General features: G+C 66.7%; 22 protein-coding genes. 9 read left to right on the forward strand and 13 right to left on the reverse strand.

Going from position 1 to position 25,828, the window contains the following annotated elements; translation table 11 throughout:
• The first annotated feature begins 11 nt into the window (after positions 1-11).
• From AB4Z10_RS01885 to AB4Z10_RS01900, 4 genes are all read left to right on the forward strand, one after another.
• Complete coding sequence (locus AB4Z10_RS01885; protein ID WP_441468657.1) at positions 12-1,091, forward strand: BMP family ABC transporter substrate-binding protein; 1,080 nt, start codon at positions 12-14, stop codon at positions 1,089-1,091.
• A 295-nt stretch (positions 1,092-1,386) separates the two neighbouring features.
• On the forward strand, positions 1,387-1,686 hold the full coding sequence (locus AB4Z10_RS01890) for an HU family DNA-binding protein (protein WP_441468967.1): 300 nt from the start codon (positions 1,387-1,389) through the stop codon (positions 1,684-1,686).
• Positions 1,687-1,829: 143 nt separating this feature from the next.
• Entirely contained in the window at positions 1,830-3,005 is a 1,176-nt protein-coding gene (locus AB4Z10_RS01895; RefSeq protein ID WP_441468658.1) for a vWA domain-containing protein, read from the forward strand.
• 11 nt (positions 3,006-3,016) lie between these two features.
• Positions 3,017-3,613 carry a hypothetical protein gene (locus AB4Z10_RS01900; protein ID WP_441468659.1) on the forward strand — a complete coding sequence of 199 codons (597 nt, stop codon included), beginning with the start codon at positions 3,017-3,019 and terminating at the stop codon, positions 3,611-3,613.
• A 3-nt stretch (positions 3,614-3,616) separates the two neighbouring features.
• Here AB4Z10_RS01900 and AB4Z10_RS01905 read toward each other — a convergent pair whose 3' ends face one another.
• The 3 genes from AB4Z10_RS01905 to AB4Z10_RS01915 form a co-directional block, all read right to left on the reverse strand.
• Positions 3,617-4,039: a universal stress protein gene (locus tag AB4Z10_RS01905; RefSeq protein WP_441468660.1), complete on the reverse strand. Its 423-nt coding sequence runs from the start codon at positions 4,037-4,039 to the stop codon at positions 3,617-3,619.
• 114 nt (positions 4,040-4,153) lie between these two features.
• Positions 4,154-4,474, reverse strand: coding sequence for a 2Fe-2S iron-sulfur cluster-binding protein (locus tag AB4Z10_RS01910; RefSeq protein ID WP_441468661.1), 321 nt, complete (start codon positions 4,472-4,474; stop codon positions 4,154-4,156).
• Between the two features lie 84 nt (positions 4,475-4,558).
• Complete coding sequence (locus AB4Z10_RS01915) at positions 4,559-4,897, reverse strand: Hpt domain-containing protein (RefSeq protein ID WP_441468662.1); 339 nt, start codon at positions 4,895-4,897, stop codon at positions 4,559-4,561.
• 253 nt (positions 4,898-5,150) lie between these two features.
• Between AB4Z10_RS01915 and AB4Z10_RS01920 the strand changes: the two genes are divergently transcribed.
• Entirely contained in the window at positions 5,151-11,546 is a 6,396-nt protein-coding gene (locus AB4Z10_RS01920) for an apolipoprotein A-IV repeat region-like domain-containing protein (protein WP_441468663.1), read from the forward strand.
• 116 nt (positions 11,547-11,662) lie between these two features.
• Here the strand turns inward: AB4Z10_RS01920 and AB4Z10_RS01925 are convergent, their stop codons facing one another.
• Genes AB4Z10_RS01925 through AB4Z10_RS01940 form a run of 4 tightly spaced genes read right to left on the reverse strand, consistent with a single transcriptional unit; the run spans position 11,663 to position 15,410 of the window.
• Positions 11,663-12,259, reverse strand: a complete 597-nt coding sequence (locus tag AB4Z10_RS01925; RefSeq protein WP_441468664.1) for an ABC-type transport auxiliary lipoprotein family protein — start codon at positions 12,257-12,259, stop codon at positions 11,663-11,665.
• Positions 12,260-12,262: 3 nt separating this feature from the next.
• On the reverse strand, positions 12,263-13,405 hold the full coding sequence (locus AB4Z10_RS01930) for an MlaD family protein (RefSeq protein WP_441468665.1): 1,143 nt from the start codon (positions 13,403-13,405) through the stop codon (positions 12,263-12,265).
• Between the two features lie 2 nt (positions 13,406-13,407).
• A complete protein-coding gene (locus AB4Z10_RS01935; protein ID WP_441468666.1) occupies positions 13,408-14,262 on the reverse strand; it encodes an ABC transporter ATP-binding protein in 855 nt (284 codons plus the stop codon).
• A 2-nt stretch (positions 14,263-14,264) separates the two neighbouring features.
• Positions 14,265-15,410 (reverse strand): MlaE family lipid ABC transporter permease subunit, encoded by a 1,146-nt coding sequence (locus AB4Z10_RS01940; protein ID WP_441468667.1) that lies wholly within the window; start codon positions 15,408-15,410, stop codon positions 14,265-14,267.
• 307 nt (positions 15,411-15,717) lie between these two features.
• Between AB4Z10_RS01940 and AB4Z10_RS01945 the strand changes: the two genes are divergently transcribed.
• Positions 15,718-16,581 carry a hypothetical protein gene (locus AB4Z10_RS01945; protein ID WP_441468668.1) on the forward strand — a complete coding sequence of 288 codons (864 nt, stop codon included), beginning with the start codon at positions 15,718-15,720 and terminating at the stop codon, positions 16,579-16,581.
• Between the two features lie 89 nt (positions 16,582-16,670).
• Here the strand turns inward: AB4Z10_RS01945 and AB4Z10_RS01950 are convergent, their stop codons facing one another.
• The 3 genes from AB4Z10_RS01950 to AB4Z10_RS01960 all read right to left on the reverse strand — a co-directional run bounded on the left by AB4Z10_RS01950 (position 16,671) and on the right by AB4Z10_RS01960 (position 19,520).
• A complete protein-coding gene (locus AB4Z10_RS01950; protein ID WP_441468669.1) occupies positions 16,671-17,546 on the reverse strand; it encodes an ABC transporter permease in 876 nt (291 codons plus the stop codon).
• Positions 17,543-18,379 carry an ABC transporter ATP-binding protein gene (locus AB4Z10_RS01955; RefSeq protein ID WP_441468670.1) on the reverse strand — a complete coding sequence of 279 codons (837 nt, stop codon included), beginning with the start codon at positions 18,377-18,379 and terminating at the stop codon, positions 17,543-17,545. The genes AB4Z10_RS01950 and AB4Z10_RS01955 overlap by 4 nt, the downstream gene beginning before the upstream one ends.
• 109 nt (positions 18,380-18,488) lie before the next feature.
• The gene (locus AB4Z10_RS01960; RefSeq protein WP_441468671.1) at positions 18,489-19,520 is read right to left on the reverse strand and encodes an ABC transporter substrate-binding protein; all 1,032 of its coding nucleotides are present in this window, start codon (positions 19,518-19,520) and stop codon (positions 18,489-18,491) included.
• A gap of 148 nt (positions 19,521-19,668) precedes the next feature.
• On the opposite strand from AB4Z10_RS01960, the gene AB4Z10_RS01965 reads away from it, so the two are divergent.
• Positions 19,669-20,469, forward strand: a complete 801-nt coding sequence (locus AB4Z10_RS01965) for a creatininase family protein (protein ID WP_441468672.1) — start codon at positions 19,669-19,671, stop codon at positions 20,467-20,469.
• A gap of 98 nt (positions 20,470-20,567) precedes the next feature.
• Here AB4Z10_RS01965 and soxR read toward each other — a convergent pair whose 3' ends face one another.
• Positions 20,568-21,023 carry a redox-sensitive transcriptional activator SoxR gene (gene soxR, locus AB4Z10_RS01970; RefSeq protein WP_441468673.1) on the reverse strand — a complete coding sequence of 152 codons (456 nt, stop codon included), beginning with the start codon at positions 21,021-21,023 and terminating at the stop codon, positions 20,568-20,570.
• Between the two features lie 76 nt (positions 21,024-21,099).
• On the opposite strand from soxR, the gene AB4Z10_RS01975 reads away from it, so the two are divergent.
• Both AB4Z10_RS01975 and AB4Z10_RS01980 read left to right on the forward strand, forming a co-directional pair.
• A complete protein-coding gene (locus AB4Z10_RS01975; RefSeq protein ID WP_441468674.1) occupies positions 21,100-21,693 on the forward strand; it encodes an NADPH-dependent FMN reductase in 594 nt (197 codons plus the stop codon).
• 200 nt (positions 21,694-21,893) lie between these two features.
• Complete coding sequence (locus tag AB4Z10_RS01980) at positions 21,894-22,658, forward strand: MBL fold metallo-hydrolase (RefSeq protein WP_441468675.1); 765 nt, start codon at positions 21,894-21,896, stop codon at positions 22,656-22,658.
• Between the two features lie 123 nt (positions 22,659-22,781).
• Here AB4Z10_RS01980 and AB4Z10_RS01985 read toward each other — a convergent pair whose 3' ends face one another.
• Both AB4Z10_RS01985 and AB4Z10_RS01990 read right to left on the reverse strand, forming a co-directional pair.
• Entirely contained in the window at positions 22,782-24,311 is a 1,530-nt protein-coding gene (locus AB4Z10_RS01985) for a malonate--CoA ligase (protein ID WP_441468676.1), read from the reverse strand.
• 182 nt (positions 24,312-24,493) lie between these two features.
• A complete protein-coding gene (locus AB4Z10_RS01990) occupies positions 24,494-25,828 on the reverse strand; it encodes a malonyl-CoA decarboxylase (RefSeq protein WP_441468677.1) in 1,335 nt (444 codons plus the stop codon).

A 25,828-nucleotide genomic window follows, 5' to 3' on the forward strand; every position in this document is an offset into this window, starting at 1 on the left:
TTCACAGGACAATGACCAGCATCATCACCCGCCGCAGGCTGACCTTCGGCGCGGCCGCCGCCTCCACCCTGCCGATCCTCGGCCGCGGCGCCTCGGCGCAGGCGCCGCTCGGCGTCGGCTTCATCTATGTCGGCCCGATCGGCGACCATGGCTACACCTGGACGCATGACCAGGGCCGGCTCGCGCTCGAGAAGGAATACGGCGCGAAGATCAAGACCAGCTTCATCGAGAACGTCGCGGAAGGCCCGGATGCGGCCCGCGCGCTGCGCCAGCTCGCCCAGGCCGGCAACCAGCTGATCTTCGCGACCTCCTTCGGCTTCATGAACCCGACCATCCAGGTCGCGAAGCAGTTCCCGAAGATCAAGTTCGAGCACGCCACCGGCTATATGCGCGCCGAGAACGTCGCGACCTACAACGCACGCTTCTATGAGGGCCGCGCCGTGATCGGCACCATCGCCGGCCACATGTCGAAGACGGGCCAGGCCGGTTACGTCGCCTCCTTCCCGATCCCGGAGGTGGTGATGGGCATCAACGCCTTCCACCTCGCCGCCCGCAAGGTGAACCCGAACTTCAAGACCAAGGTCGTCTGGGCCTCGACCTGGTACGACCCTGCCAAGGAAGCCGACGCGGCCAAGGCGCTGATCGACCAGGGCGCCGACATGATCACCCAGCACACCGACTCCGCCGCCCCGCTCCAGGCGGCCGAGCAGCGCGGCGTCTTCGCCTTCGGCCAGGCGTCGGACATGAAGGCCTTCGCGCCGAAGGCTCATCTCACGGCCATCGTCGACGACTGGTCGGGCTACTACATCAAGCGCGTCAAGGAGGTCATGGACGGCAGCTGGAAGACCGGCGACGTCTGGGGCGGTATCAAGGATGGCTTCGTCAGGCTCGCGCCCTATAACGACGCCGTTACGCCCGCAGCACGCGCAGCCGCCGACGAAGTGATCAAGGGCATCTCGGCCGGGACGCTGCACCCCTTCACGGGCGAGCTGAAGGACCAGAAGGGCGAAATTCGCCTCAAAGCCGGCGAGACGGCCAGCGACGAGATGCTCTCCAAGATGGACTGGTACGTCGACGGCATCCAGGCCTGATCCTGCTTTCCATCAACGCCGGCGGGCTTCCAATCCGCCGGCGTTTTGATTCGCGCGATGCGCTCCTCGTCCTGTCTCCAAGTCCGCGTCGGGACGCGTCCCCCTAAAAAGCGGCATTATCAGCCCTTGTATCGACGGAACGAAGCCGTTTTCTGTGCGTATCTACCGCCGCGGGCATCGTCTTTCCTCGATAACCGTGGCAACTGCGTGAGTTGCGCGCCGCGAATAGCATCCATGTGTCGCGGTCGCTCGTGTCGGAAACGAGCATGAACGGCCGTCATCCAGCACGCGACGCCTGAAGCACCTTCTCAAGGAGGATTTCATGACCAAGAATGAACTGATCGCTGCCATCGCGGACGAGACCGGGAAGACCAAGGCGGACGTCTCCGCCATCCTGGCCTCTCTCGGCACGACCGTCGCCAAGACCCTCAAGAGCGGCGACGACGTCACGCTCGGCGGCATCGGCAAGCTCTCCGCCGCCAAGCGCGAGGCCCGCGAGGCCCGCAACCCGTCGACGGGCGCGACCATCAAGGTTCCGGCCAAGACCGTCGTGAAGTTCAAGGTCACCAAGGACCTCGCCGACGCGGTGGCGTAAGCCAACGTTCGGGATCGAGCGGCGTTCGCGCTTCGCGTGGACGCTGCTTGAGTCTCGCCGTCATGCTCGGGCTTGACCCCGGCATCTCTTCGACGCGATTCTCGGGTCTACGCTTCGCTCCGCCCGAGAATGACGCTGGCTGCATGTTCCTTCGCCTCTTCACCGATCTGCGCGCCGCCAAGGTCCCAGTGACCCTGCGCGAATACCTGACGCTGCTCGAAGGCGTCGAGGCCGACCTTGCCGAGCACAAGGTCGACGAATTCTACTACCTCGCTCGCGCCACGCTGGTGAAGGACGAGCGCCATCTCGACAAGTTCGACCAGGTCTTCGCTCAGGTATTCAAGGGCATGGAGACACTGGGCCAGGCGATCGAGCAGGCAGCCATCCCCGAAGAATGGCTGCGCAAGCTTGCCGAGAAATTCCTGACCGACGAGGAAAAGGCGCAGATCGACGCGCTGGGCTGGGACAAGCTCTGGGAGACGCTGAAACAGCGGCTTGAGGAGCAGAAGGGCCGCCACCAGGGCGGCAACAAATGGATCGGGACCGGCGGCACCTCGCCCTATGGCGCCTATGGCTACAATCCCGAAGGCATCCGTATCGGCCAGGACAAGAACCGCAACTTCCGGGCCGTGAAGGTCTGGGACAAGCGCGAGTTCAAGGATTTCGACGACACGCGCGAGCTCGGCGTGCGCAACCTGCGCGTCGCGCTGAGGCGGCTGCGCCGCTTCGCCCGCACCGGCGCGGCCGACGAGCTCGACCTTGACAACACGATCAGCGAGACGGCCAAGCACGGCTATCTCGACGTCAAGCTCAGGCCCGAGCGCCGCAACGCCGTGAAGGTGCTGCTTTTCCTCGATGTCGGCGGCTCGATGGACTGGCATATCGAGCTGGCAGAGGAGCTGTTCTCGGCGGCGCGGGCCGAGTTCAAGCATTTCGAGCACTTCTACTTCCATAACTGCCCCTATGAGCGCGTCTGGAAGGAGAACCGCCGCCGGCATGATCAGGTCATCCCGACCTGGGACGTTCTGCGCACCTACCCCTCCGACTACCGCCTCGTCTTCGTCGGGGATGCCTCGATGAGTCCCTACGAGATCGCGATGCCCGGCGGCTCGGTCGAGCACTGGAACGAGGAGGCCGGCGAGGTCTGGATGAACAGGCTGGTGAACAGGTTTCCTAAATCGGTCTGGCTCAATCCGGTGCAGCAGCACCTGTGGAACTATACCCAGTCGATCCGGCAGATCGGCGGGCTGATGGCTGGGCGCATGTTCCCGCTGACGCTCGACGGGCTGGACGGTGCCATGAGGGTTCTGGCGCGTTGACGATGACGATCATGAACGAAGAGCTGGACGACACCCCTCCCCCAAGCTGGCGCCAGCGGCCGAAGCCGGTTGGGTTCGAGATCAGCTACGAGCTCGTCGGCGACAGCCTCGAGATCGACCGGACACGCCGCGTCGACAGCATCAGGCTCAGCGCCGTCGAGCAGGTGCGCTTCGTCTATGCGCCAGGCAACATCTCGTCCAAAGGCTACAAGACGCAGCTGCGGCTCAGCGATGGCCGGACCGTGACCTTCGGCAACCTCTCGTGGCGCTCTCTGACCGATCTCGACCGCGACGATGCGCGCTATCACCGCTTCGTCTCGGCACTGTCGGCTGCGATCGCGCGGGCCAATCCCCGCGCCCGCTTCGTCGCCGGGCGGCCGAAGCCGCTCTGGCTCGGTGTCGCCCTGGTCGGGGCGCTGTCGTTGCTGATGCTGACCGTCTTCTCGCTGCGGGCCTTCCAGCAGGGCGCGACCAATGCCGGATTGCTTGGCGTCCTGCTGATCGCCGCCTCGTTCTGGCAGGTGTGGCCGCTCGTCAGCCTCAACCGGCCGCGCGAACTCGCGACCGGTGAAGTGCCCGACAGCCTCGTTCCGGGCCGGGCGGACTGAAGGTCAGCGAACCACCAGCACCGAGCACTTGGCTCGGCGCACGATGGCCGACGCGTTCGAGCCGATGACATAGGCCAGCATGCCGGGCTCATGCGATCCGATCACGATGAGGTCGATGCCGGCGGCATCCGCCTCGGCCAACACCTCGCCATGGACCGAGCCCATCAGCACCTTGGCCGAGACGTGATCGGCGGGCAGGTCTACATTCGCCGCAATCTCGGCGAGCTTCGCTTCAGCATCCTGCTGCTGCTCGGTATCGAAATCGGCCGGCACGAATTCCATGTAGGTGACGGGAACCAGCGAGCGGACATAGACCAGCCGCACCACACCGCCCGACACCTTGGCAAAGGATACGGCAGCCGCGATCGCGGGCTTGGCAAGGTCGGCCTCCGCGAGATCGACGGGGACCAGAATCGACTTATACATCGCATGCTCCAAGGCTGGTTGCAGAACCATTCTGGAGTTTGCCAGCACGCGCGCCATGATCCAGCGCAAAATGCGCGATACGGCAGGGCGCCGGGCGCGCGTCGGTCAGCGGGCTCAGCCCTGGCGCGCGGGGGTGCGCACGACGAGCCCGTCGAGGTCGTCCCTGATCCGGATCTGGCAGGAGAGGCGCGAGGTCGGCCGGACGTCGAAGGCGAAGTCCAGCATGTCCTCTTCCATCGGCTCGGCGTGGCCCACCGCTCCCATCCAGGCATCGTCGACATAGACATGGCAGGTGGCGCAGGCGCAGGCGCCGCCGCATTCGGCCTCGATGCCGGGAATCGCGTTGCGGATCGCCGTCTCCATCACCGTGGAGCCCGTGTCGCCCTCGACGGTGCGGCTTTCTCCGTGAGCGTCGATGAAGGTGATGTTCGGCATAAGAGACTCCGGCGGGGCGATGACGGCCCCGCTTAGAGCATTTCAAAGCGGCAAGGAACGGGGTTTTGCGCCGCAGCGCCCCGATCAGGCCGCACAGTCGAAGCGCGCGATCACGGCCCGTGCCTCCGCGGCGGCCAGCGCCAGCTCGTCCAGGGCGTTGTCGGCCAAGCGCGCCTCCGCGTCGCCGAGACCGTGCTCGATCCGATCGGCCGCTTCGGCGACCTGCCAGGCGCCAATGGCGCGGGCTGCGCCCTTCAGGGTATGGGCCGCGTCCATGCGGGCCTGCCTGTCGGCGCTGCCGTGGATGGTGCGCAGATGCACGACGCACTGCTGGGCGAACAGGGTCAGCAATTCGCGCTCGAGCTCATGATCGCCGCCGGTCTGGCGGTGAAGATGCTCTGTATCGATCGCATTCTGGGGCATGGGCAACTCGTGAATATCGAACCGCCACATGGGCGATCTCACCCACTCCAAGAAGCGCCCCGATGGTGAACGAGGCGTTAACGACGTTTGTGAATCGAGCACTCAAATGGGTTTCCAAGGGTCCGGGGCTCCACTACCCTTCCAATTGGTAAATGATGGGCGCAGTGTCTCCGATCATCCCGGCCAGAGGCGGCAAGGGGCGACGGGGACGGGCTTTCGCGTCCATCGTCAGTAGCGTGGCGAGGCGGCAACGATGAATCGACCCAAGAAGCTCCAGGATCCCACTGAAGCTGCGATGTCGGCGATCGAGGAGGCGCTTCGACTCGACCAGCCCCAATCCGACATCGCCAAAGGCGAGACGGAAACGCCGGTCAGCGCCGAGCCACGGCTTCCCGCCACCAGCGACAGCGATCTCAAGCTCGAATTGCCGCGTGTCGAGCCTGCGCCGGCCGCTGCGCAGCCCGCGCCCGTAACCCCTCCCCCGGCGCAGCCGCGCGCCAGTGCCGTACTTGCGCCCGACACGACGCGCGTTGCCAATGACGACCGCCGCGATTCCAGTTCCCTGGTGCAGGCCTTCGCCGTGCGCCCGTCGCGCAAACCCTATTGGTTCGCTGCGCTTGCCTCTATCGCCTGGCTGGGCGGCGCCGCCTTCGTGCTGTTCGGCCGCTACGGCTCGTTCAGCAATGGCCTCCCCGAGCCGGTCGCCAATTTCGGCATCGGCGAATGGACGCTGCTCGCGCTCTCGATCGGTGCGCCGGTCGTGTTCTTCTTCGTCCTGGCGGCGCTCTATCGTCGTACCCAGGAGATGCGCCTGATCTCGCGCGCGATGACCGAGGTCGCGCTGCGCCTCGCCGAGCCCGAGGTCGCAGGGGCGGATTCCGTCCTGTCGCTCAGCCAGACCATCCGCCGCGAGGTCGCCGCCATGGGCGACGGCATCGAGCGCGCTGTGGCGCGCGCCGGCGAATTGGAGACGATCGTGCGCGGCGAGATCTCGACGCTCGAGCGCGCCTATGCCGACAACGAGATCCGGCTGCGCTCGCTGATCGACGAACTCGTCACCCAGCGCGAGGCGGTGGTCGGCAATGCCGAGCGCGTCAAGCTCGCGATCAGCGGCGCTCATGACGGCCTCGCCAAGGATCTCGACAGCGCCAGCCGCGTCATCGCCGAGGCGGTCACGCAGGCCGGCGACCGCGTCACCGGCTCCCTCAGCGCCAAGGGCGACCAGATCACCCAGGCGCTCGGCCGGGCCGGCGAACGGATGGTCGAGGAGATCAGCGGCCGCGGACATGATCTCGTCGAGCGACTTCAGGTAACCTCGGGCGAGGTCTCAGAGCGGCTGGCCGGCGCCAGCGACAATCTTTCGACCATGCTCGACGGTCGCGCCAAGGAGATCGCCGGCTCGCTGGAGCGCACCGGCGCCTCGCTGACCGACGGTCTGACCGCCAGCGCACAGGGCGTCACCCGTGCCATCAGCGAGACCGGCATGCAGGTCGCGGAATCGCTGACCGCCCGCGTCGATGTCGTCAACGAGACGCTGAAGAGCACCGGCGAGACGCTGGCCAAGGATATCTCCGCCCGCGGGACCGAGGCGGCGGAGCGCTTCGAGACCAGCAGCCGCAACATGGTCGCGCTGATCGAAAGCCAGAGCGAAGCCCTGCAGAAGCGTCTGTCGGAGTCCGGCGAGGCTCTGCGCAGCGCGCTCTCCGACGAGGGCGAGAGCGTCACCGTCCGCCTCGCCGAGGTCGGCCGCGGGGTCAACAGCCTGCTCAGCCGCCAGAACGAAGCGATCGCCAGCCGGCTCACCCAGGTCGGCGAGAGCGTCCATGCCCTCATCGGCACGCATGGCGACACGCTGGTCGGCCGTCTCAACGACACCGCGCGAACCGTCGACGACGTGCTGCGCGAGCGCAGCGAGGCGATCATCCTGCGTGTCAACGACGCCGGCGAGACGCTGAGCAACGCCGTCGAGAAGCATGGCGACAGCCTGACGAGCCGCATCACCGACGTTGCCGGCCAGGTGCACGGCCTGTTCACCGAGCAGGCCGGCAAGCTGGTCGATCGTCTCGGCGAAACCGGTGAGACCGTGCACGCACTGCTCGACCAGCAGGCGGAGAAACTCGTCGAGCGCGTTTCCGGCGCCGGCAACGAACTCGCCAATCTCGTCGGCCAGCAGAGCGGCTCCGCTGTCGCCCGCGTCTCGGAAGCCGGCAGCGAGTTGGCGCGCCTGCTCGTGGAACGCAGCGAAGCGGCCGTCGCCAATGTCTCCGAGGCCAGCCGCAATCTGACCGCGCTCATGGGCGAACAAGGCGATGCCACGGTCGCCCGTGTCTCCGATGCCGGCAGCGAGCTGGCGCGCCTGCTCGTGGAACGCAGCGAAGCGGCCGTCGCCAATGTCTCCGAAGCCAGCCGCAATCTGACCGCGCTCATGGGTGAACAAGGCGATGCTACGGTCGCCCGTGTCTCCGATGCCGGCGCGGATGTCGCCCGGCTGCTCTCGGAGCGCAGCGAGGCGCTGGTCGCCAGCGTGTCGGGTGCCGTCAATACCGTCGAGACCCGCCTGCGCGACGAGAGCGACCTGCTCGTCGGCCGCCTGACCCAGGCCGGTCAGGATGTCGGCAATGTCGTCGGCAGCCAGAGCGAGCGCCTGATCTCCGGCCTCTCCGAGACCGGTATGCGCGTCAGCGCCCTGCTGGAAGAGCAGGCCGGCGCGATGACCGTGAAGGTTTCTCAGGCAGGCCTCGAGATCAAGGATCTGCTCGGCAGCGAGAGCCAGGCTCTGGCGAGCCGCGTCGCCGATGTCGGCCGTTCCGTGCACGGCATCCTGGCCGAGCGCAGCAACGCGCTGATCTCCCGCCTCGCCGAAACCGGCGAGAGCATCGACCAGAAGCTGGAAGAGCGCGGCATGGTGCTCGCACAGCGCATCACCGGCAGCGTCGAAGCCGCGCAGAACGCGCTGGAGCAGCAGCAGACAGGTTTCCTCGCCAGCATCGGCGAGACCGGCGACAAGGTCGGCGCCCTGCTCGGCGAGCAGCGCGAGACGATGGTCCGCGACCTCGTCAACGCCGGCCGCGAGGTCCGCACCCTGCTCGGCGAGCAGAGCGAGGATCTGGCCCACCGCATGACCGAGGCGACCCGCACGCTCACCGAGACGATCAATGTCGACGGCCGCCATGTCGCCGACCGCGTCGTCGAGGCGACGCAGGGCCTGCGCGACACCTTCACGGTCCATGCCGAGGACGCGCGCACCATGCTCGCCGGCACCGGCCGCGAGATCGTGATGGCGCTCACCCAGCAGGGCGGACGTGTCAACGAAGCCCTTTCCGCCAACGCCGAGTCGATGCTGCGTTCGGTCGAGGGCCGCGCCCAGGCTCTGACCGAAGCTCTGGCGCTGCGCCACGACGCGCTGACGCGCCTCTTCGACGAGCGTGGCCGGGAGATCGAGACCGCTCTCGGCTCGCGCATGGCGTCGCTGTCCACGCTGTTCGACACGCAGGGCCGCGATATCGACACCGCGCTCGGCGCCCGCCTGTCGGCCCTCGCCACGCTCTTCGACACGCAGGGCCGCGAAGTCGAGACGGCGCTCGGCGCACGCCTGAGCGCCTTCGAGGACCTGATCCTCATCCAGGGCGGTGCGCTCACCGCCAAGATCTCGGGCGATGCCCGCGATCTGACCGAAGCGCTGCACAGCGGCATCGCCCAGGTCGAGAAGCTGATCTCCGAGGACGGCGTCTCGCTGGCCGACAAGGTCGGCACGCGCGCCCTCGAAGCCGCCGAACTCCTCGCCAGCCGCACCCGCGAGGCGGCGGACGCGATGGAAGGCCAGATCAAGCTGTTCGAGGACCGCTCGGGCGCCAAGAGCGCCGAGATCGCCGGCACGCTCGACAGCCTGATCGCCCGCATCGACGGCAGCCTGGGCTCGCGGGCCACGGCCCTCAACGAGGCGCTGGTGGAGCGCACGGTCGACATCGCCCGCGTCCTGGCCGAGGGCGGCCGCGAGGTCACCCGCGCGCTCGCGGCGAAGGCGGACGAGATCGGCGAGGTCGTCACCTCGAAGAGCGAGTCGCTGACCCGCACGCTCAGCGACAAGGCCGACAGCATCAACGCCACGCTCGGTGGCCGCGCCCTGCAGATCGCCGATACGCTCGACCAGAGCGTCGCGCGCTTCGAGGAGCGCGTCGTCAACCGGCTCGACACCGTCTCGCACACGCTCGACAGCCGTGGCGATGAAATCGCGACGACGCTGCAGGGACGTTCCGAGGCCATCGCGGCAACATTGTCCGAGCGGGCGCAAGAGCTGCGCGCGCTCTTCGATAACCAGGGCAACGGCATGGTCTCGTCGCTCGCCCAGCAGAGCGAAGCCATCGCCGCCGCGCTCACCGAGCGAGCCGAACAGCTGCGTACGCTGTTCGACGACCGCGGGCTCGGCATCGTGGCCGCGCTCGGCCGGCGCGGCGACGCCATCTCCGGCGCGCTCGACCAGCGGGCCGAGCAGTTGCGCACGATCTTCGAAGATCAGGGCAGCGGCATCGTCACCGCGCTCGAACGCCAGGGTGTGGCAATCGCGCACTCCCTGGAGGAGCAGACGGACGCGCTGCGGACCGCATTCGACGCCAAGGGCCACGGCCTCGTCGAGGTGCTCGGCCGCCAGGGCGAGACGATCACCCAGTCGCTCGACGAGCGCGTCGAGACGCTGCGCGCGGTCTTCGATGCGAAGGGCACCGGTCTCGTCACGGCCCTCGGGCAGCAGGGCGAAACGCTGACCCAGTCGCTCGACGAACGGGTCGAGGCGCTGCGCGCAGTCTTCGACGCCAAGGGCAATGGTGCCGTCGAGGCGTTGAATGAGCGTGGTGAAGCGCTGGCTGCCGAGTTCGCCACGGTCGGCGAATCGGTGGTGCGTGCGCTCGAAAGCCGCGGCAACGCCATCGTCGCCGGGCTGCGAGACCGCGGCGCGGCCATCGCCAATGCGGTCGAGGCCTCGTCCAACGCGCTGCGCGAGACGCTCGAAGCCGGCTCGAAGCAATCGGTCGAGGCACTGGTCGGCACGAACGAGCAGCTGCGCGAGGAGCTGGGCGGCATGCTCGGACGCCTCGGCGAAGCCAACAAGCTGATGCAGCAGATCGTCAACGGCGCGAACAAGAACCTCGCCGCCGTCGAGAACAGCCTGTCGACCCGCGTCGGCGAGCTGCAGAACGTGATCGGCACCGTGATGACGGAGGCCGGCAACGCCTCGCAGCAGGTCACGGCGCAGATCGCCGAGCTGAAGAGCTTCTCGGAAGGCACGCTGCGCGAGACAACGGCGCTGATCGGGCAGCTCGACGATCGCGGCACCTCGCTCAGCGAGGCGACGCAGGCCAGCTCCGCGGCGCTCAACGCCGTTGCCGGCCGTCTCGAGCAGATCGAAGCCCGCGTCGGCAAGGCGCTGGCCGAGCGCCGCGATGCGTTGGAGCAGCTCCATGGGCTGATCGCCAACCGCACCGACGATGTCGAGGCGATCACCCGTTCCTTCGCCTCGCTGATCGACGAGTCGCTTGGCAGCGCCGAGGCGCGGGCCCGCCAGATCGGCACCGTGCTCTCCGACTCGGCCGAATCGACGACGAGCGCCATCGCCCAGCAGTTCGAGACGATCCGCGCTGCGACCGGCAAGGAGCGCGAGCTCACGGCGGAAGCCCTGCGCTCGGCCTATGCCCAGGTCTCGACCGAGATCAGCGGCGAGCTCGCCAAGGTGACTGACCGCTTCCAGAAGGCGGCGCAGGACATGCGCGGCATCACCGGCGACATCCAGCGCGAGCTGGAGGCAACGCGTGCAGAAATGAAGCGCGGCGTGCTCGAGCTGCCACAAGAGGCAAAGGAATCGACCTCTGCCATGCGCCGTGTCGTGGCCGAGCAGATCAAGGCGCTGAACGATCTCACCGAGATCGTGACGCGTTCCGGCCGGCGCGGCGACGTCTCGCTGCCGATCGATGCCGTCGTCAGCCGCAAGGCCACGGTCGCCGCCGCCCCTGCCCCGGCCCCGCAGTCGGCTCCGGCCTTCACGCCGGCGCCGCAGCCGAAGCCGGCGGCCGCGGAACCTCTGCTGCGCCCCTCGCTCGATGCCTCGGCTGAGACGGCGCGCGCCGCCACCCCTCGCGCGGAGCCCCGCAGCGAGCCCACTCCTGCGCCGAGCCGCCCGGCTCCCGCTCAGGAGGCCGCTCGCCGGCAGCCCGAGGCGACGACGCAGCAGCCCGCCAAGGCCGGCTGGCTCTCGGACCTGCTCAGCCGCGCCTCGCGCGAGGACAAGCAGCCGGAACCCAGCAAGCCGACGACCCATTCGATCGAGAAGCTCGACTCGCTCTCCGTCGATATCGCGCGGATGATCGACCATGACGCCGCCGTCGAGCTGTGGGATCGCTACAAGCGCGGCGAGCGCAACGTCTTCACCCGCCGGCTCTACACGCTCCAGGGTCAGCAGACCTTCGACGACATCCGCCGCAAGTACCGGCGCGACCCGGAGTTCAAGGAGACGGTCGACCGCTACATCGACGAGTTCGAGCGCCTGCTCGGCGAAGCGGCCAAGGACGACCGTGACTCGATGGTGGCCAAAACCTACCTGACCTCGGAAACCGGCAAGGTCTACACCATGCTGGCGCATGCCAGCGGCCGCTTCGAGTAAGCTGCCGCATCCCTGCGGACTGGAACGAGAAAGGCCGCCCGAGAGGGCGGCCTTTCTGCATTGGAAGGGTCTGCGCAGGATGTCGGCGGCTCAATCCAGGCGAGCCGAGGATCGCCTCAACGCGCCCAGCGCACGATCTCGATCAGCACCTGCGAAAGCGCCCGGTCGAGCGCCTGCGCCGCGCCCGCTCCGTCGACCGAGCTGGCGGGCACGCGGGCGGAGAACAGGCGCGCGCGCTGGATCTTGCCGCTCTGATCGCCGACGATCCGGGCCGTGATCTCAACCACCGCCGTCCCGCTTGCGGCATCGATGTTGAAGCTGCGGATGTTGGTGTTGAGCAGCACGTCAGGCTGAATGCGTTGGCCGGGCGCCGAAACGGAGCCGATACGGCTGGCGTTCTCGAAGGTCTGGATGAGCCGTGCCTGCACCAGCGCGGGGATACGGTCGGCCCACTGCGCCCCGCCGACGAAGGAAAGGGCCCCGCTCGTATCCCTGACGATGACCCGGTCGGAATCGAGCGCCTGCACCGTGGTCGGCTCGGCCACGACCATCACAGCACGCGAGCCTCCGACCTTGCCGAAGCCGCTCGGCGCCGAGAGGTCGAAGGTCGTCGGCGTCGTACCGCCGCAGCCCGCAAGCATGGCGCCGGCCGCCAGCATGAGGGCCGTGAGGCGAGCCTTCGTCGCCGGGAAGAGCGCTGCCTCGATCGTCATCGCTTAGCGGGATCCATTGTATTGCGGGAGCGGCGGCTTGCCGCCGAAGATGAGTTGCTGCGGGTTGCGCTCGAAATTGCGCAATGTCCGGTTGATTTCGGTCAGGGTCTTCTTGCCGTCCGCGGCCAGGCTTTCGACATCTCGCAGCCCCGGCCCAGTGAAGCGGGTGATACCGGCCGTGATCTCGGCGGTGCGCTTGTCGAGATTGTCGGCGAGCACGCGCATCGATTTGGCGGCGTCGGCGACCTCCTGGAAGGCGCTGCGCCCCTCCCCGCCCGAGCCGGCGTTGAGGAAGCCTTGCGCCGCCTTCAATACGCCCTCGATCTGGTCGGCCGCCTTGTCGAGCTTGGCGGAGATCGAGGCGGCGTCCTTGACGACCTTCGCAACGTCGGCGCTCGAACCGCCGAGCGCGCCCGTGAACTTGTCGATGTTCTCGATGATGGCCGCGACCTTCTGCCGATCGACCGAGCGCACCACCCCGGTCAGCTCCTCACTCAGTGTCTGAAGCCGCTGCGAGAGCGGTTGAATCGTCTCGGCGATATTGCTGAAGCCGGCCATCAGCTTGTCGAGCCCGTCGGAGTTCTTGCCCAGGGCCTCCGAGAACTTCTCGACATTGCGGACGGTGTTGTTGAGCGGACCGGCATTCTGCTTGATCAGCCCGTCGAGCGAGGTGAGCATCGTGTCGGCCTTCTGCGCGACGTTGCGCACGGTCTCGATGATGTCCTGCAGCTCCGAGCGCTCGGCGATGATCGTCGGCATCGGCTCGCCAGGCTTGGCGGTGAGGACCGGAGCGTCCGGAGCGCCGCCGATGAGCTGCAAGGCGACCACGCCGGCCAGGCCCTGCGCCTCGATGCGGGCGCGGGTGTCCTCGCGCAACGGTGTCGTGCTGGCGACCTGGATGACGGCGTAGATGCGGCGTGGATCGTCCGGCTGCAGCTCGATACTGGTGACCTCGCCGACGCGCAGGCCGTTGAACAGCACGCTCGACCCACGGCCGAGGCCGGTCACCGTGCCGGTGAAGATGACCCGGACGCTCTCCCTGCGCCCTGACCCGCCGCTGTTGAACCAGTAGACGAAGCCGAAGGCCGCAGCCAGGACCGCGAGCGTGAAGAGACCGACGAGTGCGTAATTGGCGCGCGATTCCATGCCTAGTCGTTTCGTTCCCGTTCCCCGGCCGGCAGCCGGGCCATGGCGCGCTCGCCACCGAAATACGCCTTCAGCCACGGATGCTCCGAGGCCAACATCGTCCCAAGCGGGCCAACCGCGATCACCTTCTTGTCCGCCAGCGCGGCGATTCGGTCGCAGGCATGATACAGGCTGTCGAGATCATGGGTCACCATGAAGACGGTGAGCCCGAGAGTCTTCTTCAGCGTCATGATGAGGTCGTCGAACTCGGCCGCGCCGATGGGGTCCAGCCCCGATGTCGGCTCGTCGAGGAAGACGATCTCAGGGTCTAGCGCAAGCGCCCGGGCGAGCGCTGCCCGCTTGATCATGCCGCCCGAAAGCTCGGAGGGAGCCTTGTCGGCGGCGTCGAGCGGCAGGCCGACGAGATCGAGCTTCACCATCGCCAGTTCGTCGAGCAGATCGGGCGAGAGATGCAGATATTCGCGCATCGGCACCTGGATATTCTGCTTCACCGTCAGCGCCGAGAACAGCGCGCCCTGCTGGAACATCACGCCGGAGCGGCGCTCGAGCACGCGGCGGCGCTGCGGCGTCAGCGTATCGACGTTCTCGCCGAAGACCTCGATGGTTCCGCGCGCCTTCTGGACCAGGCCGAGGATCGTGCGGGTCAGCACGGATTTGCCCTGCCCCGAACCGCCGACGAAGCCGAGGATCTCGCCGCGCATCACGTCGAGATCGAGCCCGTCCATGATCACCTTCTCACCGAAGGCGACCTTGAGGTTGCGCACCCGGATCACCGCTTCGGCCTCGTCCGCCTGCGGTTCGGCCGCGGGTGAACCCGGCTGCGCCGCATGCACCGGAGATTTGCCGGAGAAAGCCATCGTCAGAACTCGATCGACGCGAAGAACATGGCGAAAAGACCGTCGACGACGATGACCATGAAGATCGCCTTCACCACCGAAGCCGTGACCTGGCGGCCGAGCGACTCCGCCGAGCCCTGGACCGCCAGCCCCTCGATCGAAGCGATCAGCCCGATGACGAAGGCCATGAAGGGCGCCTTGATCAGGCCGACGGCGAAGTGCTTCCAGGTGATCACCGACTGCAGCCGGGCAAGGAAGGTATCGACGCCGATACCGCCGTAGAGCCAGGCGACGAGGCCGGCGCCGACGAGGCCGGCCATGGCCGAGATGAAGGTCAGGATCGGCAGCGAGATGATCAGGGCGAGAATGCGCGGCACGACCAGCACCTCGATCGGATCGAGACCCATCACGCGCAGGGCGTCGATCTCCTCGCGCATCTTCATCGAGCCGATCTCGGCAGTGAATGCCGAGCCGGAGCGGCCGGCGATCATGATCGACGTCAGGAGCACGGCGAGCTCGCGCAGGATCAGGATGCCGGTCAGGTTGACCACGAAAGCCGCGGCGCCGAACTGCTGAAGCTGGAAGATGCCCTGCTGCGCGACGATGCACCCGACAAGGAACGAGATCAGCATGATGATCGGCGCGCCGTTGAAGGCGATCAGCTCGATCTGATTGACGAGAGACGGCCCACGGAACTTGCGCGGACCAAGGACGACGCCGATGGAGCCAACCACAACCTCGCCAAGGAACATGGCGCCGCCGACCATGTCGCGGCCGAAGCGCACGATCGCCTCGCCGATATCGACCAGGATGTCGACCACGCGGAAATGCCGATGCGGCGCCTGCTGGTCCTTGTCATGGACGTGGACCTCCGCGAGCAGGATGGTGTGCTCGGGCTTGTCGCTGACGATTTCGATGGCTGCGCCATCCCGCGCCCGGCGCGCCTTCAGGCGGTTGAGGACATAGGCGCCGAGCGTATCGAGACGGGTGACGCCGGAGAGATCGATCCGGACATGTCGGGCCTGCGGCAGATGCTGGACGATCTCCGCGGTCAGCTCTTCGATGCGCGGAGCACGATCGGCGCTCCAGGAACCGGCAAGCGCCACCGCGACCGTCCCGGCATCGGAGCGGATGGTCGCCTGCGGTTCGGCGGTATCAACGCTCGCCATGTCGCTGTGACGTCCCTTGCCCTGCCCGGGACAGCCTCGCGGCTGCGCAACACCGGTCTCTCGCGCCGAAATCTACCCCTTCAACCCTGTATTGCCGTGACCAGGGCACTTGGCAAGCACAGGGCAACGTCCGGGGCGCTTCCGCCGGAAAGCGTTGCCAAAGGGCCATAGAATTGGGCGTTTCCCCGAGAGCCCGGCTCACGGCGCCGCCGGATGCAGCAATTTCTTAAGCAATCGTGGAGCAGCGTCGCTCCCTGAACATCCCGACCGCCGCTGATTCGGCCGGTCCACCGAAGGCAGAATGGTCATGGGCGAACCGCGCTCGCTGACACCGCTGAGCCAGGCTGACTACGAGGCGATTGAAGCCGCGGTCATGGAGACGTCGCGCGGCCGCTGGTTCATGACGGAATACGCCAAGCGCAACCGCCAGGCCGATACGCTCCAACTGCTCGGTGCAATCCACCGGATCGAGCGCGTCGTCGGGCTCGGCGTGCAGGAGACCAGCCGCGAAACCAACCTGATCGAAGCCGCTGCCCTGATCAGCGATCTGCGCAGCGACCTGGAGCGCGTGAGCGGCAAGGCTGACATACGTTCGTCGGGGCTCGCCGTCCGGATCGAACAGGCGGCCGGCACCGTTATCGCCGCCACGGAAAACATCCAGGAGGCGGCCTGGGAACTGCGCGAAGCCGGCGCCGACGAGGGGCTCTGCGACAAGCTCGATCAGCACTCTGCCGATATCTCGACCGCGATCGCCGTCGTCGACGGGCTCGTCCAGCGGATCGACAAGATTTCCGACACCATCGCCATGCTGGATTCAAGCCTGCGCGCCTTCGGCGAGATTTCGCGAGAGCCGAGCACCAGCTTCGAGATCATGGCCGCGGCCGCCGAGCAAGGCATGACGGCGGCGCCGTCCCGGCCGATGGCGCGCCGAAGCTATCGCGATGCAAGCGCTGCCGCATCAGACGAGCCGTCAGCTCCGTACCAGCTCAACGACCAGGCCGCTCCGGAGACCCGCATCGGAACCGTGCATCTCCTCGACGACGACCTCTCCTTCGAGGAGCCGGTCGCCGCTCCACCCGAACCGCAGCGCGTCGCCGCCGGCTATTCGGAGGCCGGCCTGCGCGAGATCGACGCGCTGCAGGCCGACCGCAAGCTCGCCTATTTCGTCTAGCGGAGCTGCGCGTGATTGCGAGCAAGGCTCGGAAGCCACGCTCCATGCAATGACAGCCGGAATCCGACGGCTTATCTGGCAGACCGGCGTCAGTTCTCGCGCCGGATCGCGCTTTCGTGCCAGCGGTGCAGCAGCAGGTACGAAATCAGGCTCGTCGCAAGAAAGATCGCGATGCCCGACAGCGAGATCATGACCAGGGCTGCGAAGACGCGCGGGATCTTGAGCTGATAGCCCGCCTCCAGGATGCGATAGGCCAGGCCCGAGGCACTGCCGCCCGTCCCCGCGACGAACTCCGCCACGACAGCGCCGATCAGCGCGAGGCCGCCCGAGATCTTCAGCCCCGCCAGGAAATAGGGCAAAGCCGCGGGAAGCTTGAGATAGCGCATCGTCTGCCAGCGCGAGGCGCCGTAGAGTTCGAACAGGTTGACGAGGTTATGGTCGGCCGAATTCAGCCCGAGTATGGTGTTGGACAGGATCGGGAAGAAGGCGACGATCCAGGCGCAGATCAGCAGCGACAGGTCGATATCATTGGCCCAGATGATGATCAGCGGGGCGATGGCGACGATCGGCGTGACCTGCAGGATCACCGCATAGGGCAAAAGCGCCATCTCCAGCCATTTCGACTGGCTGAACAGAACGGCGAGCGTGACGCCAACGACGATCGCCGCGGCCAGCGCCATGAAGGTGATCTTCAGCGTTACCCAGAGCGAGCCGGAGAGCGTGCCCCAGTCCGCGACCAGCGTCTGGCCGACCAGGATCGGCCCGGGCAGGACATAGGACGGAATCTCGTTCCAGCGGACCGCGGATTCCCAGATTGCCAGTACGATCACACCGATCGCGAGCGGGGCGAGGATACGCGGCCAGACGCTGACCGGCAGGCCGAGAATGCGTGCCTCGGCCGCGGCCACGGGCAGCGCCTGCGCGTCGGTGCCGTCCGACACCAGCGTTTCGACGGGCGCGCTCATCGGCCAATCGCCTCCTTGAGCTTGGTGGAGGCGACGCGGCAGAGATGGGCGTATTCGCCGGAGGTTCGGAAGAGTTCGTCGCGCGGATAGTCGGCCTCGACGGACAGGTCCGCCATGACCCGGCCCGGCCTGGCTGCCATCACCACGATACGCTGCGAGAGGTAGACCGACTCGAAGACCGAATGGGTGACGAAGACGGCTGTGAAGCGCTCGCGCCACCAGAGTTCCAGCAGGTCGTCGTTGAGCCGATGCCGGGTAATCTCGTCGAGCGCCGCGAAAGGCTCGTCCATCAGGAGGATCTTCGGCCGCATCACCAGCGCACGGGCGATCGAGACGCGCATCTTCATGCCGCCCGAGAGTTCGCGCGGATAGGATTTCTCGAAGCCCTTGAGTCCGACCAGCGCCAGCATCTCGGCCGCGCGCGCCTCGGCTTCTGCCCGCGGGACGCCCTTGAGCTTCAGCGGCAGCATGACGTTGGCCAGCGCGTTCGCCCAGGGCATCAGCGTCGGATCCTGGAAGACGAAGCCGAGATCGCGCGCACCATGGCCGGCACTTCCCTGCGCGGCACCCGTTTCACCGGGCCAGGTGATCGTGCCCGAACTCGGCGCGCCGAGGCCCGCGATCATGCGCAGCAGCGTCGACTTTCCGCAGCCGGAGGGGCCGAGCAGGCTGATGAACTGCCCTGCCCCGAGTTCGAGATCGACATCGCGGACGGCGAGCGTGCCGTTGGCGAAGCGCTTCGAGACCTGCCGGACCGCCACCAGCGGGGCAGCGGCGCCATCCTTGTCCTTGGGTGTGCTCAGATAGGCTGTGTCCAAAGCCTGATGATCCATTTTACGAAAGCCGTCATTCTCAGGCGAAGCGCAGCGCAGACCCGAGAATCTCAGGACGAGAAGGCACTGGTTTCCAAGATGCCCGGGTCAAGCCCGGGCATGACGCATCTCAGGCCTTGCCGATGCCCTTGTTCACGAATTCCAGGCTGTAGGCCTTCCTGACGTCGACACCGGCGGGGATCACCCCGGCCTCGGTCATCGTCTTGGCGAAGCTCGCCCAGCGCGCATCGGTCATCGCACCGATGCCGAGCGTCAACGCGTCGCCGGACAGCACGATGCCGCGCTCGTTCATCACCTTGAGGGCGTAGTCGATCTTCTCCTGATCCATGTCGGGATTGTCCTTCAGGATCCGGGCGTTGGCGGCGGCGATGCTGGGGCCGCCCTTCATGTATTCGGCCCAGCCCTCGAGCGTCGCGTCGACGAAGCGTTGCACCAGCTCCTTCTTCTCCTGCGCCATCTTCCGGGAGATCGTGATGGTGGTGTTGTAGTTCTCGAAGCCGGCATCGGCGAGAAGATGGACGACCGGCTCGACGCCCGCCTTGCGGATGACGAAGGGCTCGGAGGACAGGAAGCCCTGCTGCGAGATCTTCTTGTCGGCCAGGAACGGCGCCATGTTGAAAGTGTAGGGGCGGATCTGCTCGTCGCGATAGCCGAACTTCAGCTTCAGGAACGGCCAGAAGCCGACGCGGGCCTGCGCGCCGATCAGGATCGGCTTGTCCTTGAGGTCGGCGAGCGTGTCGTTGCCCTGGCCGGGATGCGAAATCAGGACCTGCGGGTCCTTCTGGAAGATCGAGGCGATGCAGAGGAAGGGCAGGTTCTCCTGCGCGAAGCTCAACGCCTCCAGCGAATTGCCCATGATCATGTCGACGCGACCGCCGAGCAGAAGCTGGGTCGGGTTCTGCTGCGGGCCGCCGGGTCGAATGTCGACCTCGATGCCGTATTTCTTGTAGATGCCGTTGGTCGCGGCCAGATAGAAGCCGCCATGCTCGGTCTGGGCACGCCAATTGGTCTGGTAGCTGACCTTGTCGAGCGTCTGCGCATTGACGCGCGCGCCCGGCACGGGGATGAGCAGGGATGCGGTCGAACCGCCGATCAGGCCGAGCGCGGCGCGCCGGTTCACGCGATATTTCATCGTCGTCATCTCGATATCTCCCCTGCGCCTGCCGCCGGACCGGCCACTGGCCCGTCTCCTTATCCCATGCGATAGGACGGCGGGACAATGCAACGCCGCGCCACCGGGTTTCTGCACAGAAACGAGGCAATCGCGCCGGCTCCTGACAGGCCTGATCATGACCGCACGTTTCTGGGGCGACCTGAAGAGTTCCGATTTCGCCGCGCTCTCGCCCGAGCGCACCGTGGCGGTGCTGCCGCTGGCTGCGATCGAGCAGCACGGCCCCCATTTGCCGGTCTCGGTCGACACCACCGTCATGAACGCGATGCTGGCCGAGGCGATGCCGCTGGTGCCGGCCGATCTCGACGTGCTCGTCCTGCCTACTCAGGCGGTCTGCAAGTCGAACGAGCATCTGCACTCGCCGGGAACGCTGACGATCGGCTGGGAGAGCGCGATCCGCTCCTGGATCGAGATCGGCGAGAGCGTGAAGCGGGCAGGCTTCCGCAAGCTCGTGCTGATCACCTCGCATGGCGGCAATGTCGACCCGATGAAGATCGTCGCGCGGGAGCTGCGCGTCGGCCACGGCATGCTCGCCATCTGCACCGCCTGGATGTCCTTCGGCCTGCCCGACGGGCTCTATGGCGAGCTCGATATCCGCCACGGCATCCATGGCGGCGATGTCGAGACCTCTCTGATGCTGCATTTCCGGCCGGACCTCGTCGATATGAGCAAGGCCGCGTATTTCAAGCCGCATACGGTGACGATGGCCGAGGAAGGCTACACGCATCTGCGGCCGACCGGCCCACATGCCTTCGCCTGGATGGCGCAGGACGTGAACCGCTCCGGCGCGGTCGGCGACGCCAGCCTCGCGACGTCGGAGAAGGGCAAGGCCACCGCCGCGCTGCAGGCGAAAGGCTTTGTCCAGCTGATGGCCGATGTCGCGCGCCTGCCGCTCGATACGCTCTACAAGGCGGACTGAGCTTCTAGCTCACCCCTCCTCAACGTCATTCCGGGCTCGGCCCGGAGCGACGACGGCGTGTTTCCGCACAAAGTCACAGGCGCGCTTTCCGGCACCTCTCAATCCGGATCGAGGAGGCGCGGACCCGGCCCCTCTTCGCCCAGCCGGTCGAGCGGATTGTGCAGCGGGCAGTCTCGAACCGACAGACAGCCGCAGCCGATGCAGCCATTGAGATGATCGCGCAGCCGCGTCAGTCGGTCGATGCGGCGCTCGAGTTCCGCCTTCCAGGCTGATGAGAGCCGCGTCCAGTCGGCGACGGTCGGGGTGCGCTCCTGCGGCAGAGCCTTGAAGGCCTCGCCGATGGTCTTCAGCGGAATGCCGGCGCGCTGCGCCACCTTGATGATCGCGACCCGGCGCAGCACTTCGCGCGGGTAGCGGCGCTGGTTGCCCGGCGTGCGATGGCTGCGGATCAGCCCTTCCGCCTCGTAGAAATGCAACGCCGAGACGGCGAGGCCACTGCGGCGCGCGACGTCGCCGACGCTGAGCTCGCCCGGCAAGGACCAATGCTGGGACATCGGAAACACCTCTTGACCTTAACCTTACTTGAGGTTCTATAAGCCCTGCTCCCGTGATGCAAACCGGAGCGTTTCCATGCACCAGAAGGTCGATACGAGGATCAGGCTCGCCCTGATCTATGGCAGCAGCCGCGAAGGCCGCTTCTGCGACAAGGTCGCCGGCTGGGCGGTATCGCAGATCGAGGGTGACGGCCCCTTCGACCTTGCCGTCGTCGATCCCGGCGAGATCGACCTGCCGCCGCGCCATGTCAGCGGAAAGCACCCTGCCCTCGAAGAACTCAGGCAGGTCATCGACTGGGCAGACGGCTTCGTCGTGGTCACACCCGAATACAATCGCGGCTATCCGGCGATCCTGAAGTTCCTGATCGACGCGGTCGGGCCGGAATGGCGCGGCAAGCCGGTCGGCTTCGTCTCCTATGGCGGCATCTCCGGCGGCCTGCGCGCCGTCGAGCAACTGCGCCTCGTCTTCGGAGAGCTGCACGCCGCGCCGATCCGCGACGGCGTCGCCTTCGCGGATGTCTGGAGCCGCTTCGATGCGGAGGGCGGCCTGCTCAACGCCGACCGTGCCGAACAGGCGATGGCGACCATGCTGGCGCAGCTCCACTGGTGGGCGAGCGCGCTGCGCACCGCGCGCCGGAGCGTACCTTATGGCCAGTTTGTGCCAGCCTGATACCTCACGCGAACGTGGGAAGAGCTTCACAAATCCGAACTGGTCTCACCGTGTCGGGATGCGGAACAATGCCCGCCCCGAGACTAGATCGCCGCGCGTCCTGCCGGACGCAAAGTGGCGATCCAGCTCTTTGTCATAGCATCGGATCTTCCGAAAAGTGCATTCCACTTTTGGGTCCGATGCCCGAGGAGCCGACGGATATGAAGCTCAAACTTCTCCGCAACGCGACGCTGAAACTCGACTATGGCGGCAGGACCTTCCTGATCGACCCCGATTTCGGCCCGCGGCACAGCCGCCGCTCCTTTACCGGACGCTCGCAGAACCCGATGGTGGACCTGCCCGAGCCGATCGAGGACATCCTTGCCGACGTCGACACGGTGATCGTCTCGCATCTCCATGCCGACCATTTCGACGACATCGCCAAACAGCGCATCCCGAAGAACCTGCCGGTCATCTGCCAGCCCGGCGACGAGGCGGCGATCGCGCAGGCGGGCTTCTCCTCGATCACCGCGATCGACTGCTTCGTCAGGTTGGGCTCGATCGTGCTGAAACGGCACCCGGCCCAGCACGGCACCGGCGCGGTCGTCGAGACGATGGGGCCGGTGATGGGGCTCAGCTTCGAAGCGCCGGGCGAGCCGACCATCTACTGGTGCGGCGACAGCGTGCTCTACCCGCCGCTGCGCGACGCCGTGGCCGCGACCGGCCCGGACATCATCGTCACGCATTCCTGCGGCGCGATGTGGGACAACACCCTGATCGTGATGGACGACGAGCAGACGCTCGATGTCGCCGATGCCTTCCCGCGCGCGACCGTGATCGCGACGCATATGGAAGCGCTCGACCACGCCACGGTGACGCGGGCCGCCTTGCGGAAGGCAGCGAAGGAACGCGGCGTCGACATGCAGCGCCTGCGCATTCCCGCCGATGGCGACACGATCGAACTCGGTGTACCCGCGCTGTTGTGAGCCGTTTCAGCCAAGCGTCATGCTCGGGCTTGACCCGAGCATCTCTGGAAAGAGAAGCGCCTCATCCTGCATGAGATTCTCGGGTCGAAGCTGCGCTTCGCCCGAGAATGACGGTGCGGGCCGTTACTCCCCCGCCTTCAGCCGCTTGGCGTAGATGTCCTTGTACTGCTCGCGCAGCAGGTTCTTCTGGACCTTGCCCATGGTGTTGCGCGGCAATTCGGGCACGACGAAGACCTGCTTGGGCTGCTTGAACTTGGCAAGCCGCTGCTCGAGCGCCTTGGCGATGGCCTGGGCGGTGATGTCGGCGCCGGGCTTGGCGACGACGACCGCGGTCACGCCCTCGCCGAAATCCGGATGCGGCACGCCAATGACTGCGCTCTCGATTACGCCCGGCATCTCGTCGATCTCGGTCTCGACTTCCTTCGGATAGACGTTGTAGCCGCCGGTGATGATCAGGTCCTTGCCGCGCCCGACGATATGGACATAGCCGGCGGGGTCGATCTTGCCGAGGTCACCGGTGATGAAGAACCCGTCAGGGCGGAACTCCGCCTTGGTCTTCTCGGGATTGCGCCAGTAGCCCTTGAAGACGTTCGGGCCCTTGACCTCGATCATGCCGATCTCGTCGGCAGCCAGCGCCTTGCCCGTCTCGGGATCGACCACGCGCGCCGAGACGCCCGGCAACGGGAAGCCGACCGTGCCGGCTACCCGAACCCCCTCATAAGGGTTCGAGGTGTTCATGTTGGTCTCGGTCATGCCGTAGCGCTCGAGGATGGCGTGGCCGGTGCGGGCACTCCACTCCCGATGCGTCTCGGCCAGCAGGGGAGCCGAGCCGGAGACGAACAGGCGCATATGCTTCGTCGCTTCCTTCGTCAGGCGGGCATCCTGCAGGAGCCGAACATAGAAGGTCGGCACGCCCATCATGCTCGTCGCCTGCGGCAGGTACTTGAAGACCTGATCCGGATCGAATTTCGGCAACAGGATCATCGAGGCGCCGGCGAGGAGGATCACATTCGTCGCGACGAAGAGGCCGTGCGTGTGGAAGATCGGCAGGGCGTGCAGCAGCACGTCGCTGTTGCCGAAGCGCCAGTAGTCGACCAGCGCCAGCGCATTGGACGACAGATTGTCGTGGCTGAGCATCGCCCCCTTGGAACGGCCGGTCGTGCCGGAGGTGTAGAGAATGGCGGCAAGGTCGTCCGGCCCGCGCGAGACATCGGTAAAGGTGGCCGAAGCCGTATTGGCCTTGTCGAGCAGGCTGCCATTGCCGACCCCGAGCGTCTCCAGCTTCGCGCCGGCCTTCTCGGCATAGGGACGCAGCGCTTCGGCCTTCGCGGGATCGCAGACGAAGACTGCAGGCTCGGCATCGCCGAGGAAGTACTCGATCTCGGCCGGAGTGTACGCGGTATTGAGCGGCAGGAAGATCGCGCCCGCCCGCACCGTCCCGAGATAGAGCATCAGCGCCTCGAAGCTCTTCTCAACTTGAACAGCCACGCGGTCCCCTGGCTTCACGCCGAGCTCGACGAGCGCATTGGCGAAGCGGGCGGAGACGGCAAGCATGTCGCCATAGGAGAAGCGCCTGCCGTCATCGAGCTCGGCGAAGAGCGCATCCGGCGCCGGCATGCGCGAGCGGATCAGGTCGAACAGGTGATTGCCCATGATTTCGGGTCCTTTCAGGCGTTTCCGTGTCAGCGTCGTTTATATGCAGCCCTCATCCTGAGGAGGCCCACTGGGCCGTCTCGAAGGATGGTCCAGATGGCTGCAGAGCCTCCTGGAGCATCCTTCGAGACGCCGCTGACGCGGCTCCTCAGGATGAGGGCTGACGGGGGTCTGCATCACGCTCAACTCGTCGCCGGGCGCAGGAGCTTGCGCACACTGGATGAGGCCACGACCGTGTTACGGGTGGCGAAGGCCTCGTGATTGGTCTCGATGTCGTCGAGGTCGTAGCGGTAGTTCACCATCACGCCATGCGACTCGCGCAGGCCCCGCGCAGAGAGATTGCCGCTGACATTGATGCGCTCCAGCCGCGCCCCGTTGCCGAGATGGAAGCGCGCCACGGGGTCGATGACCCGGCCCGAGGCCGTGCGTGCCCGCAGCAGGTATTCCGCGGTCATCTGGCCGAGCAGCTTGTCGCGGCGTGCCTTCGTCGCATCGTCGAGAGAGATGGTCTCGCCGGCGGGCCGGGCAAGCTCGGAACGCTCCTCGTTGGTGAGGGCAATATCGCCGGGTTCGGCCGCGACGCCGGCGAGCCAGCGGGCGAAGCCCGGCACAGGCGAGAGGGTGACGAAGGTGTCGAGGCCGGGCAGCTCGCGCCTCAGGTCCTCGGCGACCTGCTTGATCAGGAAATTGCCGAAGGAGATGCCGCGCAGGCCTTCCTGGCAGTTCGAGATCGAATAGAAAACCGCCGTCGTCGCCGCCTGCGCGGGCAGGACCTCGCGCTCGGGCTGGAGCACCTCTCCGATACTGCGCGGAATATCGCTGGTCAGCGCGACCTCGACGAAGATCAGGGGCTCGTCGACGAGTTGCGGATGGAAGAAGGCGAAGCAGCGCCGGTCGGCCGGCTCGAGCCGGCGCCTGAGATCGTCCCAACCCTGGATCTCGTGGACCGCCTCGTAGCGGATGATCTTCTCCAGCAMATTCGCCGGGGTGCGCCAGTCGATGCGGCGCAGGACGAGGAAGCCGCGGTTGAACCAGGAACCGAAGAGATGGCGGAAATCGTCGTCGATCGCCTTGAGGTCGGCTTGAGTCTCCATCGCCTCGAACAGCGCCTCGCGCATCCGCACCAGCACCGGCGTGCCTTCCGGCGCGAGGTTCAAGCGGCGCAACAGCTCCTGCCGGCGCGGCTCTGCAGCAAGATGCAGGGCCGCGACCGCGGCAGCATCGGGCTTTGTGCGATAGGCCTCGATCGCCCTGTCGAGCCGGTCGTGATCCGGCCCGAAGCGCTCCTGCAGCAGGTTGAAGAAGGCAAGCCGGCCGGGCTTGTCGAGCCGCTGCCAGGCTTCGAGCACCGCCTGCGCCAACGCCATCCCGGAGGCCTCGCCCCGGCCGGACAGCAGATCCTCGCAGAGCCGGTCGATCGGACGGGCGCGATTGCCGAGGAAGCGCTCGAAACCGATCAGGGCTCGGCCGCGATCGGCCACGCTCGTCAGAAGTTCGCCGAGAAACGCCATATCCAT

It is taken from the genome of Allobosea sp. RAF48, assembly GCF_052114025.1.
Taxonomy (GTDB): domain Bacteria; phylum Pseudomonadota; class Alphaproteobacteria; order Rhizobiales; family Beijerinckiaceae; genus Allobosea.